The following is a 19,091-nucleotide window of genomic DNA, read 5'->3' as shown; positions in this document are numbered from 1 at the left end:
TGCGTTATTGCGATTTCAGCCCGGATGCTTCGAGGAAGGTCCGGAACGCCTTGGCCCCCTCATCCGTTCGCTTGAAGACGCCTGCGTCCTTAAGCACGTCGAGGAATTTGTCGCCCGTCTCCGAACGGACGATGTCGGCAGCTTCATTCTGCGACAGCAAGCTGCCGTATTTCTGTACGAGACGATCCGCCCATTCTGCATGATGAGCCAGCTTGTGTCCGGCACTTCGCAGGTCGGAGGCTTTTTCGGTCGCCTCAGGGGTAAGCAGGCTTGCGATTGCTTCCAGCTCGTCCTTCAGACGTCCCGGGAGGACGGCCAGTCCCATGACTTCGATCAAGCCGATATTTTCTTTCTTGATATGGTGGAGATGGCTGTGCGGGTGGAAGATGCCTCCCGGATGCTCTTCGCTCGTGCGGTTATTGCGCAACACCAGATCAAGCTCGTAGTCGCCGTTGTCCTTGAGCCGAGCGATCGGCGTAATGGTATTATGCGGAATACGGGTGCCGTCCGCTGCTTCCGAAAACGCAAGCACTTCCGCCGACGGGTCGCTGTAGCCCTTCCACAGATCCAGAATACGGCAGCCCGCCGCATGCACGGCCGCCTTGGAGGAGCCTTGCAGGCGAAGCACGGACATCGGCCATTGCACGATGCCGTATGTCACTCCATTGTCCGAGCCGTCGGCATACCTGGCCTCGATCGGCGCGGCTTCCATCGGGAAGACATGACGTCCTGCCTGGAAATGGTCATGGCTTAAGATAGAACCGCCCACGATTGGCAGATCGGCGTTAGATCCGATGAAGTAATGCGGGAATTGCTCGACGAAGTCCAGCAGTCGTGCGAACGAAGAATGGGTAACGGCCATCGGTTCGTGCTCGCCTTTAAATACGATGCTGTGTTCGTTGTAATACACGTAGGGCGAATATTGGAAGAACCATGCCTCGTTCTGCAACGTCATGGGTATGATCCGAAGATTCTGTCTTGCCGGGTGATCCGGGCGTCCCGCATAACCGACATTCTCGGCACATAGAAGGCACTTTGGATAATGGGCTTGCGGCAGCGTCTTGAGCAGCGCGATCTCCTTGGGGTCCTTCTCCGGCTTCGACAGGTTGATCGTCATCTCCAGCTCGCCATAAGGCGTTCTGTGCAGCCAATACTGATTTTTGCGAATGCGGTCCATTCGAATATAGTTGCTGTCGATGTTCAACGCGTAGAAGGCGTCCGTAGCGGCAGCGATGCCTTCCTGGCTTGCCCTCGCGCGAAATGCCGACGTCGTCTCCGACGGTCTTGGCATCAGCAAGCCCATGATCCGGGCGTCGAGCAGATCCCGCTGAGTGAGCGTATTGTCCGGGACAAGACCGATCGCGACACCATAGTCGAGCAAGGGTTCCAGCAGCTCTGCCGGACTTTCCGCCGGCTCGTCTTGATCGCCGCCCGTCGCTTCCGCCGGCTCGGTAAACCGGAACAGATCCAGCAGCGCGTTGCGCGCGTAGGCAAGATCCTCCCGCTCCAGCATTCCTTTGCCCAGCGCGAACGCCAGCAGCTTCTCGATGTTGGATAACGCCTCTTCCTTGGCGGGCGCGGCCGTTTGTTGCAACGTCATGCTATTGCAGCTCCTCTCGCTCCTCCGGCTTTTAACTACCTCTTATGGGGCCGGGTCTATTTCTTGTCGTCGTAGCCCTCGGGATTGGACTGATGCCAGCTCCAGGCGCTGCCGATAATGTTTTCGAGATTGCTGCGGGTCGGATTCCAGCCCAGCTCCTTGCGAGCCCGGTCCGAGGAAGCGACCAGCACGGCAGGATCTCCCGCGCGTCTTGGCTCGATAACGGCATTGATCTCTTTGCCCGTCACGGAGCGTGCAATCTCGATCACTTGCTTGACCGAGAAGCCTTGGCCATTGCCGAGGTTGTAGACGGCGCTGTCAGCTCCGCCGCGCAGCCGGTCTACGGCCAGCAAGTGGGCGTCGGCCAGGTCGCTGACATGGATGTAGTCGCGCACGCATGTGCCGTCTTCCGTCGCGTAGTCGTCGCCGAATACGGAGATATGCGGACGTTTGCCCAGCGCGGCTTCCAGCACGATCGGCACCAGATGCGTCTCCGGGTGGTGATCCTCGCCGATTCGGCCGCTGTCATGAGCGCCGGCAGCATTGAAGTAGCGGAGCGAGATATATTTGATGTCATGCGCGACGTCGAACCACTTCATCATTTTCTCCATCGCCAGCTTCGTTTCGCCATAAGCATTAGTCGGAAGCGTACGATCGTATTCGTCGATCGGCACGCTCTCCGGTTCGCCATAGGTCGCGGCCGTCGACGAGAATACGATGCGCTTGACGCCGTATTCATTCATCTTCTCCAGCAGACACAACGTTCCATACACGTTATTATGGTAATACTTGCCCGGCAGCTTCATGCTTTCGCCGACAAGAGAGTTCGCCGCGAAGTGAATGACGGCGTCGATCTCGTTCTCCTTAAATACCGTGTCCAGGAAGTCCGCGTCTCTCAGATCGCCGACGTAGAGCTTGCCGCCGAGCAGCGCTCCCTTGTGGCCTTGCTGAAGATTATCCACGACAACGATGTCTTCTCCGCGTTCCTGGAGCGCCGCAACGGCGTGAGAGCCGATATAGCCCGCTCCTCCGGTTACCAATACTGCCATGTGTATCCCTTCTTTCTCGTTATTCGTTCCATTGGCCCGTTACTATAAGTTCGTATTCATGTTCCCTATTGAAGGCGTTCGACGCCGTTGCCGATGCTGCAGACATAGAAGTCCGCCGTCAGTCCCGTCGCTTCCGTATACTTTCGCCCAACTTCCTCCTGGAAGCGCTCGATGCTGTCCTCGTGTACGAGGGACACCGTACAGCCTCCGAAGCCCGCGCCCGTCATTCTGGAGCCCAGCACGCCATCTACGCCGCGCGCCGCGTCTACCATCGCGTCGAGCTCTGCGCCGGTTACTTCGTATAGATCTCGCAGAGAGTCATGCGATTCGTTCATCAATTGGCCGAACGCGGCCAGGTCATTGCTCTTAAGCGCGTCCATCGATCTCAGGACCCGGTCGATCTCTTCCATGACGTGTTCGGCGCGGTTGCGGATGAGATCATCCTTGATCAACGACTTGGAAGCGTTGAACTGCTCCAGGCTAAGCTGTCCCAGCAGCTCCAGCTCGGGATGCGCGGAGCGGAGGTCCGACACGGCTTGCTCGCATTGCGCGCGGCGCTCGTTGTATTTGGAATCTACCAGTCCGCGGCGTTTGTTCGTGTTGCCGATGACCAGCTTGTAGCTGCCGGATTGAAAGGGCACCAGATCGTATTCCAGCGTGTCGCACATGAGCAGGATCGCGTGATCCTTCTTGCCGTTCGCAACCGCGAATTGATCCATGATGCCGGATTTGACGCCATTGAATTCGTTCTCCGACTTTTGGGAGAGCAACGCGATCTTTACCGTATCGGTCGGCAGGTTCTCCATCGACAGGAGAGCATATGCCGTGACAACTTCGATGGAAGCCGACGAGGACAAGCCCGAGCCGTTTGGAATTTCGCCATGATAGAGAATATCGTATCCGCTGCCGAAAGTTACCCCTTGCCGCAACAGCTCGTTCACGATGCCCTTCGGATAGTTCATCCAATCGTCTGCCTTGTCGTATTCGACGCCTTCGACAGAGAAGGTTCCCGAGGAAGGGAAATTCGTCGTAGCCAGCCCCAGCTTGTTGTCTTCGCGCTTGCGAATAAGCAGCGTCGTGCCGAACGTCAATGCTGCCGGGAACACGTACCCCCCGTTGTAGTCGGTATGCTCGCCGATCAGATTAACGCGGCCCGGCGCGTGGAATACCGCGATGCCTTCGGCGCTTCCGCCGTATTGTTCAATGAATGTGTCAGTCAGAGCTGCAAGATTAGCCATGTGCGATCACGATCCTTTGGTATAAGTTTGGTTGTTGCCTGCTTTAGCCTCAGTATAGTGGATTGCAATCAAAAACGAAATGGCGCAAAATGTCGATCATATGGATTTATGTGACTTTAACTCCCCATTTCGAACATGTTATGATGAATCCTGCAGGTACTGCTGCGGTAAAAATGCGAGTTCAAATCGTTCGGTCTAAACTAAAAGACTATAAGGCAGGTGTGCAAATATGACTACCGAAACATATACTGTCGCCTCTAATCCCAGTCCGACGCCGGCTTCCGACGAAGCCGCTTCCTTGCTTCATGTTTTGTTCGCCGGCGAAAGCCAGACGAAGCCCGGTCATCGGCTCGGTCCCAAGGTATATGACTTCTATCTGATGCACCTGATTCTCTCCGGCAAAGGGGCATTTACCTTGGGCGGCGTCCGGCGCGAGCTGTCCGCCGGCTACACGTTTCTGATCCGGCCGGAGGAGCTGGTCAGCTATGAGTCGGACCCCCGCGAGCCGTGGCGATATCGCTGGATCGCGTTCTCAGGCGCAAGGGCAGACGGTCTCGTCCGGGAAGCCGGCTTCCCGGACGGAGAATCCGTAACGGCCTTGCAGGACAAACGGAAGGCTGCTCTGTTGTATCGAAGCATCTATCTGACATTCCGAGGCGCCCGATCCTCCGCCTCCGTCCAGGCAGCCGGCTGGCTTCATCTGCTTATGGCCCTGTATCAGGATCAGAGAGCGGACAAAGACCATCAAGCGCATTTGAAACGTCAGGAGAATGATGACATTCATCAGCAAGTCATCCATTATCTAAACACCCAATACTCCCATCCGGTATCCATCGAGCAGATGTCCGAGGCGCTCGGCTACAACCGCGCTTACTTGTCGCGCGCGTTTAAGCGGCGGGCCGGAATGTCGCCCGTCTCGTTCCTGCTTAAGCTTCGTCTGGACAAGGCGAAGCTTATGCTGCGCGAGCGCCCCGAGCTGACGGTGGAACAAATATCGGCTTCCGTCGGTCTCCAGGACGCCTTGTATTTCTCCAAGCAATTCCGCAAGCAATTCGGCCAATCGCCGACCGCCTACCGCAGGCTGATGCTGGAGGGGAGCTAGCTACTCATTGGAAGCTAGCTGTAATCTACCGGGTCAGCGTTTTCGGAATCGCTCGCCGTGGGTATACTACCTCAGGAGGTGATTGCCCATGAGCGAATTACACATCGGCAGCTTATATTGGCCAAGTACCTTGCACAACCCGCCAAGCTATCCCTCGCTGACTGAGTGCGAGACCGCGCAAGTTGTCGTGATAGGCGGCGGAATGTCGGGCATTACATGCGCATGGGAACTTATTTCTTCGGGGATCGACGTTATTCTGGTAGAGCGCGAAATCGTCGCGGGCGAGAGCACGTCGGCCAACACAGGCTTATTGCAATATTGCAACGACGTTATGCTTTCCGACTTGATCGGCCAGATTGGACGAGAATCCGCGGAGACCTTTTATGTCGCGTGCAGCCGCGCGATCGACAAGCTGGCCGACATTGCCGCATCGCTTCCGGAGGATGTCGGCTTCAGGCGGCGCAGCAGCCTGTATTACGCTTCGACGGAGCAGGATCTGCCCAAGCTGAAGCAAGAGTACGAGGCATTGTCCTCTTGCGGACTCCGTGCGAGCTATTGGACGGCGGACGACATCGCTGCACATTTCCCCTTCCGCAAGCCGGGAGCCATCGTAACGGGAGGGGATGCGGAGGTTAATCCATTTCGCTTCGTAACTCTGCTCGCGGCACAAGCCGTCGACAAAGGGCTTCGCATCCGCGAGTATACGGAAATCGTCAAACATGATTCCGTGGCAGGCGGACGACACCGTCTGCATACCGGCAACGGTCATCATATCGATGCCAACCACGTGATCTACGCCATAGGCTATGAGCCCAAGGAGCTTCGCGGAGAGCTGATCAAGCCGGATATCGGCCGATCGTTCGTTATCGTGACGGATCCCGTTCCCGATCTAAGCCAGTGGCACGAGCGTTGCATGATCTGGGAGACGGCAAGACCATACCTGTACATGCGTACGACAGAGGATAATCGGCTCATCATCGGAGGACTTGACGAAGAAGACCGGAACCCGTTGCAGAGCGTACAGCGCCGGAAAGAACATAGCGAGAAGCTGCTGGAGAAGGCGAAAGCGCTATTTCCCGATTTGCCGCTTGCCATCGCTTACGATTGGAACGCCACATTCGGTGAATCGGAGGATAATTTGCCCTTTGTAGGCGAGGATCCCGAATGGCCAGGCGTTTATTACACACTTGGTTACGGCGGCAATGGGACTGTATACAGCCTTCTTGGCGCCGAGTTGGTTCGTGAGCTCATCCAAGGAGAGGCGGATTCGAATCCGCTTAAGGATATTATCGGGTTGTCTCGGGCGACATTGCGCGAAGGAACGCCGAGATGACTATCTACGGGCTCTTGGCATACGGCGAGAAAGCCGGCTCAGCCCGTAAACACGCTGCAGTCGGCTTTCCGATCAAGAGTATGATTCTAACTGCCGTCCACGATAAAGGAGGCGTTGCATCTACGAAAAACGGCTTCCGCGATGCCCAGAGTCGACAGATCCGGGCCGCCATCCTTGTCAAACAGCGTCTTGCTTTCCGTTGTCTCCACGATCAAGGCATATGCGCCTCTTTCCACCTCGCGGGAGACCATCTCGGATTCCTTGTGATCAAGTCCTAAGGCAAGGAATGCACGCTCATGTTCATTACCGGTGAATGCGCCGGACAAGGCAAAAGGGATGCCTGTGCCGGATGCCGTCCCGCCTCCGAAGCCCGTATAGCCGTAAGCCATGGCGGCAGGCGCGATACCGAACCCGCTGGCATACATAGTTCCAACCGTATCTGTGTGCGTTGCAATATCTTGACGCGTTTTTTCCAGATCGCGCATTTCGTCGGCATGTACGTCCGTCTCCGCTTCGATTCGTCTTGAATGTTCGCCGTCCTTGGCCATTATCTTCATATCTCCGGGTTTGAAGCCGGAATTCTCCAATTGCGTTACGACGTCGATAACCTGCTGCTGAGTTTCGAATATCGCGATTTTTTTCGCCATGTCTGCCCCTCCGTGTGTCTGTATTGGTTTTTCCTATATGGATGGTATGCCCCAACCGCCACGCCCTCAATCAAATGGGAACAGTTGTCTATTGGGGCAGGTTCGGGTTATGATGAAAGGTAGCGATGTCAGTATCGGAGAAAGATGTAAATGGTATGAAATGATAGAGGGGAGAGATGCCGATGATCCGTCAATTGCTCACGTTTCCTTCCGGCTGGGAGTGGCATGTGCTGCAGCAATCCGCCGATGCGATGCAGCCCAAGCAACCGCTCCCGAGCCGGAAGAACACGTCCTTGCCAGCTCGCGCACCGGAACGCTTGCGCCCCCTCGGCAATCCATCTTCATCGAATACGGATGGCACGGACCCTTCTCCCCGGCAAGAACTGTCCGAATTCAAGAGACGGTTCCCGGAATGCGCGCAGTGGATCGACCATAGCGAATCAAGAAAAACGAATCATATTCTGGTTTACAATTCCGAAGATTCAGGAACCATACTTTGCGGGACGCTTATGATTCAAATTTCGGATGATGCCTCGGATATCGGGCCGTTTCACTTCTGGGTTTCACGCCATCGTCTCGTATCCATCTATGAGGACATGCGGCTTCCCCTGAGATTGCAGCATGAATCTCACATCAGCAAATATGGCGAGTGCGAGCTCGCTCCAGAAGCCTTTTTCATCATGATCAGCATATTGCTGGGGACGTTCCACAACGGACTGGACGGTTTCGAGCGAAGGCTCGGCGAGCTCGAGCAGACGATGAGGCATCGGAACCGTACGGACTTGCTCGACGTTATTTTTGACCGCAGATACGACCTGCTTCACTGGAGCCACCTCTTTATTCCCATCAGGGAAGTACACGCGGCGGCCAAGGAGGCTTTCGACGAGGATCTGATGGAGACGGACGGGTTCAAGCGGATCTCGCATAAGCTGGAGCGAATCGAAACGCTGCTTAAACATTACGCGCTGGAGATCGATACGCTAATCTCCATGGACGACGCCATCTCCAGCTTCCGCGGCAATGATATTATGAAGACGCTGACGATCTTCACGGTGCTTTTCTTGCCTGCAACGGTTATTGGCGCCATATGGGGAATGAACTTCGAATGGCTGCCATGGAGCATTCAGCATTGGGGCTTCCCCCTCACGATGAGTTGTACGGCCGTCATTACGATCTGCATCTATTGGTGGCTTTGGCACAAAGGCTGGACCGGCGATCTGCTCGTTAAGAAACGCGAGAAACCGCGGCTGATGGAGTCGGAAGAAGAGCACGGCAGCGAACGCAGCCGCTCCGCCACTCACGGACGCAAACGCAAAAAGCCGCCGGGCAATCCCCATGACGGCACGCTGGGACAGAAATCCCGGAGAAGTCGGACCTGATACCATGTGCGGTATACAGGAACGGAGCCTCCGGGATTTTTTTGTCGAGCTATTCGATAACGACCGGCAGTCCTGTACGTGCGGACCGATTGGCTGCCATAGTAACGCGATGCGTTAACCAGGCATCTTCGTAGGTCGAGAGAATGCGGGATGTATCGCCCGTCCGTACGGCATGGAGGAACGCGTCATTCTCGGACTCATAAGGATTGCTGCGATTCTGATATTCGGTCACTTGACCGGATACCTTATCGATGAACCCATTGCCGCCGATCTCCATCACCCCTGTATGGGTATAGAGGTGCAGACCGTTATGACCTCCTGCAGGAATCGCGCATGTATTGCTGATCGTCGCTACGGCTCCAGACGCCAGCTTTAAGGTTACCGTGCCGACATCCGGAACGGTTACTCCCTCTTCTGTACCGGCCACGATTCGATCGCCATACGCTGCATACACTTCCTTAACTTCCCCCGCCGTATAACGAAGAAGATCGACGATATGCGTCGTCTGCTCGACGAACTGGCCGCCGGAACCTTCCATGGAACGCCACCAGTAGACGCCAGGCATGCCTCCCATCCAATAACCAAGAGCCATGCCGATAGTACGCTCCGCAAGCAGCTCTTTGGCTCGGGCCGTGCCGTCCATATAACGGAAATGATAGCCGACGGAAGTAATAAGCGACTTGTCCTTTATGCCTTGCAATATCGAGCCCGGCACTTCTTCGTCGACTCCGATCGGCTTCTCCACCAGAAAAGGAATTCCTCGCTCGATCAACTGTTGCTCAATGTCGCCATGAGCGAATGGCGGCACGCATATGTATACCGCATCCAGCTTGCGCGCATCCAGCATATCCGATACCTCCGCAAAACCTTTTGCATCATGAAATTTGCCCGCTGCCTCGTCGGCCTTCTGCTGCGATGTCGCCGCGAATGCCGCAACGTTGACGCCCTCCAGCTTTGCAAGCTTCTCTGCATGCATGCGGCCGAACCAACCCGTTCCGATAATCCCGATCTGCAATGTCATGTATCCTCTCCCCTTCTTCTCAGGACTCCTTAGCCGCGGCGGCTCCCGCCTTGGTTGAGACCATTATAAGCGACACTGCCGGCCCGCGTCCATTTGTTGGGCGCCTTGGTACCTATCCGCATTCGCCTACATACTATGTTGGATGAGAGCCACACTGAACGAGGCGAAGCGGAGGGATGACCCATGAACGAAGGCAATGTCCCATACTTAAACAGCCCCAAGCCCGATCTGGAAGCAGCTATGTTCCTGGCCGGCATTTGCGGTCAAACGTATGTACAATTCAATAACAAGGAAGACGGCTTGTTCCTTGTGCCCCGCAGCTATTCTCTCGTGGGAGATATTTGGGCAAGCGCTTACGAGAGCCGGCCAGAACGATTCGGATTCGTCCTTCAGTCGGAGCAATGCGCCATTCTCGCATTTCGAGGGACCGGCTCCGCCGTTGATTGGGTATCGGATTTCATCGCGCAGCAAACGCCCTATCGTCCTGTCCGCAATGCCGGTCAGACTCATAAGGGCTTTACGGATATCTATATGTCGGCTCGCGACAGGGTGTTCGAATTGGCGGGCCTGCTGCCGCAAGGCCTCCCTCTGTTTATTACAGGCCACAGTCTTGGCGGAGCGCTTGCTACGCTTGCCGCGCTGGATATCGCCCGCAATACGCCATTCCGTTCTCCTGTCGTTTATACGTTCGGAGCTCCCCGCGTAGGCGATCCCAGGTTCGTGCAGACCTACAATTATTGTGTTCCGACACACTGGCGCTTCCAGAACGAACATGACATCGTCCCCCATCTGCCGCCTCTTGTTTACCAGTCGCCCCGCACGAAACAAACCTACTTCTATCTTCACGTCAAAGGCGAGGTGCCCCGATCGTTCAGGATGGGGTCCGTGTCGGGCAATCATATTCTGGACAGCTACTTCGAGGATCTGGCTAAGGAGCAGCCGGTCGTTGCCGCCGCGATGTGCGCTGAGCCTCCTGGCTGGTGCCCGGATACGGGGGAGATGTAAGCAAAAAAAAAGACCGACTTATCAGTCGGCTGGCAGCACATATAAGATAATAGCAAAAAAATGGACGATGGAGCCGCCAAGCACGAACAGATGCCATACGGCGTGATGGTACGGAAAGCTTCGCCATACGTAGAACACCGTTCCGACCGTATATAACAGGCCTCCCGCTATTAGCAATTGCAATCCTCCCGGCGCAAGATGCGTCACGAGCGGCTTCCAGGCGAACACAATTATCCATCCCATTGCGATATACAGAATCGTCGATGTAACCAGAAATTTGGAGGCAAAAAACGCCTTGAATGCCGCTCCCGCGATAGCAACTCCCCACACGATCCCAAAAAGCGCCCAGCCTAACGCGCCTTGTACGATATGGAACAGGATAGGCGTGTAAGTGCCGGCGATGAAGACATAAATGAAGGAATGATCCAGCGATTCGAATACTTTTTTGGCCTTGCCCGGAGGAAAGCTGTGCACCAGCGTCGAGGCCAAATACAAAAGCAGCATGGCCGAGCCGTAGATGGTAAAGCTGACGACATGGGCAGGCGTTCCCTTGATCGACGAAAAGACGATGAGCAGGACAAGCGCCGCAACGCTAAGCAAGGCGCCTATGCCATGCGTGACCGCGTTCGCGATCTCTTCTCCCTTGGAGAAGGTATGAGTATTAGCCATGATTCAATCAACTCCCGATAGCAAGTAAGTGCGAACACTACCTCCAGTCTATCGGATTAGAGCCACCCTTTCAACCAGGCGCCTACCCGGCCGATCGTCTTATCCAAGTTGCAGACGGCTTCCGTATCGACGAACGGCTCGGAATTGCGGAAGTAATCGGCATGTCCTCCGATAACGGGAATCCCTTCGACATAACCAGGCGCGTACTTGAACCGGCTCCAGCGGGGCACGGATCTGCCCTTGCGGATCCACCCTCCCCAGGTGCCGATGCGCGTAATGGGATCATTCTGCTTCCCGTCCCTGTCGATGGAATGGAAGTAACTCACCTTGTCCTGCAGCCGGGGGTGAATAGGCGTACGAGGCGATCCAACCTGTACGACGCGAAAATCGCGAATCATTCCGTTCTCCTCCAGCATTTTGGCCGCCTGATAAGCGGCTGCTCCGCCCCCGCTATGTCCAATAAGCAGGAATCTGCCTTCTTCGTCCTTCACGGAATCCTTAAGCTGCTCCCATACGTTGCGCCCGCCGATCCGTCCCGCTTTCATTCGGTTGGACAGATCGGAGCGAACCTCCAATACTTGTCTGATTACGCTTCTGCTGCAATCCCCATACGGGAACAACACCCGGATCACGGGATCGACTCCCTCCGATCGCAACTGCGTCTCCAGCTTTTCCTTGCACGCGTTGAACGCGCAGGTTGTTGTTTTTACGCCGGCCAACAAATAAACGTGAAGCGGGGATGATTGGACCGCCATATTCGAATCCCTCCATAAGCAAAGATGATGGTTTACCCTCATTATGCGGGGACTCGCCTTGTTTCATTCTTCAATTCGAATGTCAGTATCGACCACTGCAGCCTCGTAGCCCAGAGCGCGTACCGTCTCAAGTACGGCAATAGCTTGAAGCTTCCTCCTGATCGCCGCGCCTTGCGAATTGTTGTAGCCTGCCTCGACCGATCGCCGCATGACCTCGGTTGTTACCGCGATCGTCTCGTGTCCCTTCTTGCGTTCGACTATTACGCGCTCCTTGCCGTCGCTCCCATTATTGCCTTGCGGCAATCTTGTCAGCCGGAGACCCAAATAATCGATAAAGAAGGATGTATCCGCATAGACCACGCCATTAGACTCGAATAACTTGCCTCTGAACGTATACGACTCTCGCCGCCGCGTATCCCCATGATTTACCTTAACCGCTATGTCCGACGCTGAAGCCGCCCGGGCTCCATAATAATCCGAAGCCGTCGCTTCCTTGTATGTGTCCAGCAGCGTCTGCTGACCTGTAATGCTGTAATCATTGACCCTCCGTGCGGGGTTGAAGGCCGTTGTATTGTTGACGTCAAAATAATACACCGCCTTCACGCGCGGATATAGCTGCTCAAGCGAGCCGTAGAACCGCTTCAGCTTTGCGGCCGCAAAGGCGACATCCGTCTTGCCGTCCGTCGCGCTGTAGTGGCTGGCGCCGAACTCGGAGACGGCGATCGGCTTCGTACGGCTGTACCGGTTATAAACCGCATTGAGCAGATCCAGCGGATCTTCCTGATGCGCGGCATAGTTGCGGTCGCCGTTATGATACCTGACGCTGTAAATGTTGACGCCAACCCAATCGACATAATCGTCGCCAGGATAATAATCCGCCATCGGCTTCTCCGGCATCGCCAGCACCGACCACAGCATCGCCGTATCCGGCGCCTCTTGTTCGAACACATCGTGGACGAGTCTCCACTTCTCCTTGTACAGCTCCGGGTTGCCGCTGTATGCCGTCCAGTTCCCGTTCATCTCCGATGCGAACCGCAGCAGAATCGGGACACCGCTAGCTTTTGCCTGACGAGCGAATCGGCGCAAGTAACCGTCGTCCTTCACCTTGTCGAGACCCTCGTTCGGCTCCCATGCGATATGGGGGAATGCTCCCGCCTTCACCACGTCCCGCACCCATTGCACGGGAAAGGGTTTCCCATAACCAACGTATTTGAAGAAGCTGGCATGAGTCCTCCCCGTGGTTTCGTTAAAGCGGTCCATACTTTGTCCGATGAAGTCGTCTTGCAGAACATACGCGCCCAGATAGGCTCCGGTTTCAGGCTCCAGCTTGGCGCGAGTTACCCGATCCTCGGACGGCGTATACCGAAGCGTCCATTGGTTCTCTGAACTGTCGTTTGCGTCCGGAGCGGCTAATACGCTTTCATATTTAGGGACGGGAAGTGACGGCGATAGAAATAACACCGCGCTTAAGAGAAGAAGCTGACCGATACGCAGGTACATCAATAGCGAGTATCCTCCCTGTCGTATATTCTATTCGTGCCGAACCGCCCGCGTGACTGGACAACGGCCTAATTTCTACAGCATTCGCCAATTCCCGCTTAATTATTCCCGCAAAAAAAGAACGCCCCCGATAAGCCGGCATGGCGTTCTTGCTCGGTTATACACCCATCTTCTTGCGCTGGTTGTTAACCTTCTTCGTATTTTGGCTTCTGAGCTCTTGAGTGCCCGTTGAGTAATTTTTCTGGCCAGGCAGACCTGATTGTCCCTGTTTCTTCTGGGCCAGCAATTGCTTCGCCCGCTCCGCTTGGGACAGCTTCTTCGGCTGCTCTGCGGCTTCGTTCTGTTCGTTCGCAGACATAAGGTTCACCTCACTTTTATAACCCGCATCTTCCTTATTCTACTACACTTACAAACCGCTTGAAAGGGCCTTTGCTCAGCTTGGCGCAATCCAGAATACGAAATCCGGTCTCCGTGAGCCGGATCTGTATGTCTTCCGTCGTCACTACGACAGCTCTAGCCGCCATTCTCCTTAGCGACATCAACATAGCGTATTGCTCCTCGCTCGGCAATACCGAGCACAGATTGTAGGGCATATCAAGCACTGCTGCGTCATACTGCTTGCTTACTTCCGTCATATCGCCTTTGACGACAGAATTGCCCGAATAACCGAAATGCTCCAGATTGACTCTGGCCCCTCTGGCCGCAAGCGGATTAATCTCGATGCCCTCCGCGCGGATCCCCATCGACAGCGCTTCGATCAATACCGTCCCCATGCCGCAGCACGGATCAATAAAAGTCCTGCCGCGAGGAGATGGACCGATCGCGATGTTAACGAGCGCTCTGGCGGCGCGGACAGGCAGCGCCGTGGAATAGTTTTGCGGCTTGGCTTGATGGCTCAGCCATGTTCCATCATTGTCTTCGCATGGTCCGAACAGCCATTCTCCACGATACTTCGCAACGCCGAACTTAAGCATGGGAGCATGCATATCCGCCTTCCCTAGCAGATAACCTCCTGCCTGACGCTCAATGGCGCGCTTCTCTTCGTAGCTGTGACGCTCATCCCCGACTGTATAATAAACCTTGAACGTCTGCCCTTGCAGATCCCAGCCGCCGAGCGGGCCAGCCAGCCCTTCGAGCGTTGCCGACCGAAATGCCGCATCCATTCTGCGCTTGAGGAACGGGCTACGACTGACGGAGATGGCGGGTCTATCAGAGTCGTTGTCGTTCTGCCGATATTGTGCCACAACCCCCGCTTCCGGCCTTCCGCCGAACAGAACTCGCAGTTCCAGCCCGCACAGCTCCGCCTCGTCCTCGTGACAAGCGTAATTATACAGGCGGGCAATCCGATTTTCCGTCATTTCAAACATCGTTATGTCTCATTCCTTACGATCCTTCTCGACAAGGGCATTTCCATTATCCGCCGATTCCTCTTCCCATTGCGTATCGGAAACGAGCGCCGTCCCCGCGTTAGCGTTAGGACCCGCATCGCTTGCGAACGTGGCTTCGAACGGATCGGATTGCTCTGCCTGCTCGGCCACACTCTTCTCCAATGTCTTCACTTGACGCTGCAGCTTGAAGATCCGGAGCATCCCGAACAGCCCCACTGTCAGTCCTCCCAGCAAAGTGGATACCAAGATGACGAGAATAAGAGGAGTTGACGTCTTCGCGAACATAAAGTTTACTTCCACTTGTTCGACGTTAATGACAGCGAAAATGGCAATAACCAGCGCGAAAGCAAACGCCGAGATCAGCATGCCCTGACTTTTCATATGACATCCTCCTGCACCAGCTTTACATTAGAGTCTCATAAGTTGGCCAAATAGTCTAGCGTTGATCCCTGATCAGGAATGCAAAATACCGCCCTTCCCGATCACTGCCGTTATCAGGCTGATTAATAAAATGGCAAGCAAGACCAAACGCTCCTTGCGGCCGATTCGGCGTTTTCTCTTTCCTTGTCTCATTCTTATTCATCAACCTTTCATGGAGTCTTGAAACAACAGTAGCCCCCATTTTAACAGCCGCAACTAAACATTTTCTCAAAAAGAAAAGAAAAGCCCATTCCTTGCGAATGGACTATCTTCTAATGATTATGCTCGAATTAGAATCCCCGCTCATAGGGCTTCGGTACCGCGGCCTTATAATTGCCGCCGCTGGCCGCTATGGCATGCAGCGCCCAGTATGGATCGCGCAGCAGCCCGCGGGCGACTGCGATCAGATCGGCTTTGCCGCTGGCAAGCGCTTCGGAGGCAACCGCAGGATCGTCGAGCATGCCGACCGCGATAACCGGGACCCCCAGCGCTTCCTTAACCGCCTGCGCCGCATGAAGCTGGAAGGCCGGCTCCACCTTGGGACGGCGCTCCGCGCTAGGCACTCCTTCTCCGCCAGTCGAGATGTGAAGCAGATCGACGCCCGCCTCCAGATAGGCGCGGCACAGCTCGATGCCCGTCTCGATGCCGTATCCGCCTTCGGTATATTCCAGCGCCGAGATCCGGAATAACAGCGGCATGTCTTCCGGCATATTGCGCTTAACCTCGGCGATGACCTCGCGGCCGAACAAGGTGAGATCGCGGCCATATTCGTCGTCGCGTGTATTGCTGCGCGGCGAATGAAATTGATGAATGAGATAGCCGTGCGCGCCATGCAGCTCGATCGTATCGAAGCCGGCTTCGACGGCCCGGCGAGTCGCTTCGCCGAACTTCAGCACCATCGCCTTGACCTCTTCCGTCGTCAGCTCTCTCGGCGTCTTCGAGCGGTCGTCGAACGGGATGGCCGATGGCGCGACCGGTGACGGATCGTCCGTCGCCTTGCGTCCCGCATGGGCGATCTGTATGCCGATCTTGGCGCCGTGGCCGTGCGCGGCGTCTACGATTCTGCGGAAGGCCGGAATCTGCTCATCCGCCCATAGGCCGAGACAGCGGTCCGTTATACGGCCGGCAGGCTCGACGTTCGTCATCTCGACGATAATCAGCCCGACGCCGCCTACGGCGCGGGATACATAATGGACATAATGCCAATCCGTCGGCGTACCATCCTTTTCGTGCACGGAATACTGGCACATCGGCGCCATGACGGTCCGATTGCGAAGCTCCAGGTTTTTGATGCGGAATGAAGAATCCAAGTTTGTTGTAGACATCGTTATCCCTCCTGCGCATTAGCCATTGCCTTGCCTAAATAGCATACCACAAGTTCGCTTACAAAAAGAAAGGGGATCCCGAATTTCGGGATCCCTCTATGCCGTGCGGAACGCGCTGGCGGCGGCTATGCTGTTTTGACAACCCACGTATGAGTGCAATTGACCGTGGTAGACTAATTCGAGCATGGATGTATGCTGCAGATCGCCTGGCGTCACGAGGAGAGGCGACTTATCGATCAATTCCATGCCGCTTCGCTGGAACATCGTCGCCACGAATTGCGAGCAGAAGTACGAATATTTGCGCTCCCATTCGATATTAAAGACAACGCCGAGCATGCCGACCAAATTATATTTGTACAAATCCTGATTCTGCTCGAAATGCTGCACCTGATTTCTCAGATTATTGTAGACCGTTTGGCTGACTGTACAACGATATAAGGCGCACATGGATTCTTCGAAAAACGAGCTCCGTACATCTTCACGCACAAAACCGCCGAAGAATGGATTGTTGGGATTTCTTCTGCCGAAACTGTACACTTCCTGGAGATCCGGATCGAAGGCAATGGATGCGTGATTAAGCGGGTCCTTCGTGAACGTTCGTATAATTTTGGTCAAAACTGTCCCCGTGTCCGTCAGAAGCACGTAAATCTCTTTGTCTCTACTCATTAAGATGACCTCCACATTAAAGAACTATCGTCTGGTATTAACTTTAATGCAGGAGAAGGTTTCGAAGAACCTTCTGAGGTAATAGAAAGAACCCCGACTAAGGTCTAGTTTCATATGGATGCATGGATGATCTTGCGCCACCTCCACAATCAAATCCATTTTACTGGATTTTTTACATTTACTCAACAGGTAGTTATAAGGTAGTTGCAAGAAGCCGTGCGCAAAAATTCCTCCTAATCTTCCATAATCTGCATCCAATTTTCGACTATCGTGGTATAGTATTTTTGAACTATATCATCATTTTAATAGTCCGAAGGGATGATGTCAGCACATGGAATGGTATGAACGGTACAAGCCGCGGATCAGGAACGTATTCGGCCAAGCTCTGGAGACGATCGGACGTTTCCCTCCCCCGATCCACGAGCTTGGAATAACCTATGCGGAGAAGTTTAATCCCGCCAACCAGGACGGCGGCAAGGATTACATCTGCATGCTGCTGCCGTATTGGATGAAGGAGAAGGCAGAGATCTCGGAAGAGCAATGCGGACAACTTGCGCTTGCCAATGTATATGGCATGCTCTACTTTTTTATTCAAGACGATGTAATGGACAGCAAAGTTGCAGGCGGCGACTGGAAGTCCCAGCTTGCCCTCGGCAGTCTTCTTCAACAAGAGATGTTTCGGATCTTCCGTGCGCTCTTCCCTTCCGACAGCCCGTTCTGGCGTTACTACGACGGTTATGTGCGGACTTGGGCAGACAGCGTCGTAAGCGAGGGGCGCGGCAACTACTTCCTAACAAATCCGCTGCTCACATCGGGCAAAGCCGCACCTGTCAAAATAAGCGCGGTCGGCGCTCTGCTGCTGGACGCAAGCGCTCCTTCTACTTCGACTGAACAACGGATCGACTTAACCGAAGAGGCCATCGATATCACGCTTATGACGCTTCAGATGCTGGACGACTGGGCCGATTGGGAGGAGGATCTCGCGGACGGCAGCTACAACGGACTTCTGGCGATGATTGCGGCGGGGAGCGATAATGTCTTATCTGCCGAATCCGTACCGCCTTATAACACAGAGGGATTAACGAAAGAGCGAATCGAGGCTGCGATATATGTGCGAGGTTGTATTCAGCCATACGCTGACATCGCGAAGGGGTACCATGGCAGGCTGACCGAAAACCTTTGTGCACCCACCGATCTGATTGCCTTCAATGTCTACATGATGGACACTTTGCAAGCCATAGCGACACAAAATGAAGAACGCAAGCGCAAGCTGATGGGAGGAGGAATTAATTTATTATTTGCTGGTCGAAATTTCGAACCAGGTGGTAGAAGTATCTAATATTTTTATATTATGAAAATTTTTATAGATTTACTAAAGAATAATTGTTAGACTAAATGTGTGAAAAATACCCAATTAGGAGGAATCTCACTTGTCGACAAACGATCAGGCGCTAAAAGAACTGATAATTGCGAAAGCTTGGGAAGACGCTGCGTTCAAAGCACGACTGCTGGCAGATCCGAAAGGCACCATTTTGCACACATTTGGCATCGAAATTCCTGAAGATATTGACCTCGAAGCCGTGACTGAATCCTCAAAGAAACTTTATCTGGTTATTCCTCCTGCCCCTGTTGATATGAATACCAAAAAGCCATTCGAAGCACCTCAGTGGCCATAATCTAAAAAAGGTGGTTGGATATGACTGATCAAGTTCTGAAAGAAAAGATCATTTCACGCGCATGGGAAGATGCAGCGTTTAAACAACAATTGCTTAGTGATCCTAAAGGAACGATAGCAAAGATCTTTGGAGTAGACATTCCGGATGATGTTGACCTCGAAGCCGTGACTGAATCCTCAAAGAAACTTTATCTGGTTATTCCTCCTACTCCTGTTGATATGAAATTCAAAGAACAAGTTGAAGCACCTATGTGGGCCTAAATTACAATGAGGGAGTGAAAAGTATGTCAGATCAAGTTCTTAAAGAACTGATTATTGC

20 protein-coding genes are annotated in these 19,091 nt (G+C 54.3%); 7 read left to right on the top strand and 13 right to left on the bottom strand.

Annotated elements, in window-relative coordinates; translation table 11 throughout:
- Positions 1–4: 4 nt before the first annotated feature.
- From B1748_RS34810 to B1748_RS34800, 3 genes are all read right to left on the bottom strand, one after another.
- Positions 5–1,600: a UDP-glucose--hexose-1-phosphate uridylyltransferase gene (locus tag B1748_RS34810; RefSeq protein WP_087572574.1), complete on the bottom strand. Its 1,596-nt coding sequence runs from the start codon at positions 1,598–1,600 to the stop codon at positions 5–7.
- A gap of 56 nt (positions 1,601–1,656) precedes the next feature.
- Entirely contained in the window at positions 1,657–2,649 is a 993-nt protein-coding gene (gene galE, locus B1748_RS34805; protein WP_087572573.1) for a UDP-glucose 4-epimerase GalE, read from the bottom strand.
- 65 nt (positions 2,650–2,714) lie between these two features.
- A complete protein-coding gene (locus B1748_RS34800) occupies positions 2,715–3,887 on the bottom strand; it encodes a galactokinase (protein WP_087572572.1) in 1,173 nt (390 codons plus the stop codon).
- A gap of 229 nt (positions 3,888–4,116) precedes the next feature.
- Between B1748_RS34800 and B1748_RS34795 the strand changes: the two genes are divergently transcribed.
- Positions 4,117–4,989: an AraC family transcriptional regulator gene (locus B1748_RS34795; protein ID WP_087572571.1), complete on the top strand. Its 873-nt coding sequence runs from the start codon at positions 4,117–4,119 to the stop codon at positions 4,987–4,989.
- Positions 4,990–5,077: 88 nt separating this feature from the next.
- A complete protein-coding gene (locus B1748_RS34790) occupies positions 5,078–6,322 on the top strand; it encodes an NAD(P)/FAD-dependent oxidoreductase (RefSeq protein WP_087572570.1) in 1,245 nt (414 codons plus the stop codon).
- 86 nt (positions 6,323–6,408) lie between these two features.
- Here B1748_RS34790 and B1748_RS34785 read toward each other — a convergent pair whose 3' ends face one another.
- Entirely contained in the window at positions 6,409–6,969 is a 561-nt protein-coding gene (locus tag B1748_RS34785) for a general stress protein (protein ID WP_087572569.1), read from the bottom strand.
- A gap of 182 nt (positions 6,970–7,151) precedes the next feature.
- Here B1748_RS34785 and B1748_RS34780 point away from each other — a divergent pair, with 182 nt between their 5' ends.
- On the top strand, positions 7,152–8,348 hold the full coding sequence (locus tag B1748_RS34780) for a magnesium transporter CorA family protein (protein ID WP_179215983.1): 1,197 nt from the start codon (positions 7,152–7,154) through the stop codon (positions 8,346–8,348).
- Positions 8,349–8,397: 49 nt separating this feature from the next.
- Here the strand turns inward: B1748_RS34780 and B1748_RS34775 are convergent, their stop codons facing one another.
- Positions 8,398–9,369: a Gfo/Idh/MocA family protein gene (locus tag B1748_RS34775; protein ID WP_087572567.1), complete on the bottom strand. Its 972-nt coding sequence runs from the start codon at positions 9,367–9,369 to the stop codon at positions 8,398–8,400.
- Positions 9,370–9,552: 183 nt separating this feature from the next.
- On the opposite strand from B1748_RS34775, the gene B1748_RS34770 reads away from it, so the two are divergent.
- Positions 9,553–10,374, top strand: a complete 822-nt coding sequence (locus B1748_RS34770; protein ID WP_087572566.1) for a lipase family protein — start codon at positions 9,553–9,555, stop codon at positions 10,372–10,374.
- A gap of 21 nt (positions 10,375–10,395) precedes the next feature.
- On the opposite strand, the gene trhA is transcribed toward B1748_RS34770, so the two are convergent.
- The 8 genes from trhA to B1748_RS34730 all read right to left on the bottom strand — a co-directional run bounded on the left by trhA (position 10,396) and on the right by B1748_RS34730 (position 17,097).
- Complete coding sequence (trhA, locus tag B1748_RS34765) at positions 10,396–11,043, bottom strand: PAQR family membrane homeostasis protein TrhA (RefSeq protein WP_087572565.1); 648 nt, start codon at positions 11,041–11,043, stop codon at positions 10,396–10,398.
- A gap of 56 nt (positions 11,044–11,099) precedes the next feature.
- Entirely contained in the window at positions 11,100–11,798 is a 699-nt protein-coding gene (locus tag B1748_RS34760; RefSeq protein WP_087572564.1) for a lipase family protein, read from the bottom strand.
- Positions 11,799–11,861: 63 nt separating this feature from the next.
- Positions 11,862–13,298, bottom strand: coding sequence for a glycoside hydrolase family 26 protein (locus tag B1748_RS34755; protein WP_087572563.1), 1,437 nt, complete (start codon positions 13,296–13,298; stop codon positions 11,862–11,864).
- Between the two features lie 157 nt (positions 13,299–13,455).
- Positions 13,456–13,656 (bottom strand): hypothetical protein, encoded by a 201-nt coding sequence (locus B1748_RS34750; RefSeq protein WP_087572562.1) that lies wholly within the window; start codon positions 13,654–13,656, stop codon positions 13,456–13,458.
- Positions 13,657–13,690: 34 nt separating this feature from the next.
- Positions 13,691–14,665, bottom strand: coding sequence for an RsmD family RNA methyltransferase (locus B1748_RS34745; RefSeq protein WP_087572561.1), 975 nt, complete (start codon positions 14,663–14,665; stop codon positions 13,691–13,693).
- Between the two features lie 9 nt (positions 14,666–14,674).
- Positions 14,675–15,067, bottom strand: coding sequence for a LapA family protein (locus tag B1748_RS34740; protein WP_087572560.1), 393 nt, complete (start codon positions 15,065–15,067; stop codon positions 14,675–14,677).
- Positions 15,068–15,396: 329 nt separating this feature from the next.
- A complete protein-coding gene (locus tag B1748_RS34735) occupies positions 15,397–16,431 on the bottom strand; it encodes an NADH:flavin oxidoreductase/NADH oxidase (protein ID WP_087572559.1) in 1,035 nt (344 codons plus the stop codon).
- Positions 16,432–16,527: 96 nt separating this feature from the next.
- Positions 16,528–17,097 (bottom strand): C40 family peptidase, encoded by a 570-nt coding sequence (locus tag B1748_RS34730; RefSeq protein ID WP_087572558.1) that lies wholly within the window; start codon positions 17,095–17,097, stop codon positions 16,528–16,530.
- 331 nt (positions 17,098–17,428) lie between these two features.
- Here B1748_RS34730 and B1748_RS34725 point away from each other — a divergent pair, with 331 nt between their 5' ends.
- The 3 genes from B1748_RS34725 (at position 17,429) to B1748_RS34715 (ending at position 19,033) form a co-directional block, all read left to right on the top strand.
- Positions 17,429–18,436, top strand: a complete 1,008-nt coding sequence (locus B1748_RS34725; protein WP_087572557.1) for a hypothetical protein — start codon at positions 17,429–17,431, stop codon at positions 18,434–18,436.
- A gap of 91 nt (positions 18,437–18,527) precedes the next feature.
- Positions 18,528–18,773, top strand: a complete 246-nt coding sequence (locus B1748_RS34720) for an NHLP leader peptide family RiPP precursor (protein ID WP_087572556.1) — start codon at positions 18,528–18,530, stop codon at positions 18,771–18,773.
- Positions 18,774–18,793: 20 nt separating this feature from the next.
- Positions 18,794–19,033, top strand: coding sequence for an NHLP leader peptide family RiPP precursor (locus B1748_RS34715; protein ID WP_087572555.1), 240 nt, complete (start codon positions 18,794–18,796; stop codon positions 19,031–19,033).
- Positions 19,034–19,091: the final 58 nt, after the last annotated feature.

It is taken from the genome of Paenibacillus sp. MY03 (assembly GCF_002165585.1).
GTDB classification, from domain to species: domain Bacteria; phylum Bacillota; class Bacilli; order Paenibacillales; family Paenibacillaceae; genus Pristimantibacillus; species Pristimantibacillus agaridevorans.
Note: the sequence above shows the minus strand (reverse complement) of the source record. Positions and strands in the feature narration are given on the sequence as shown.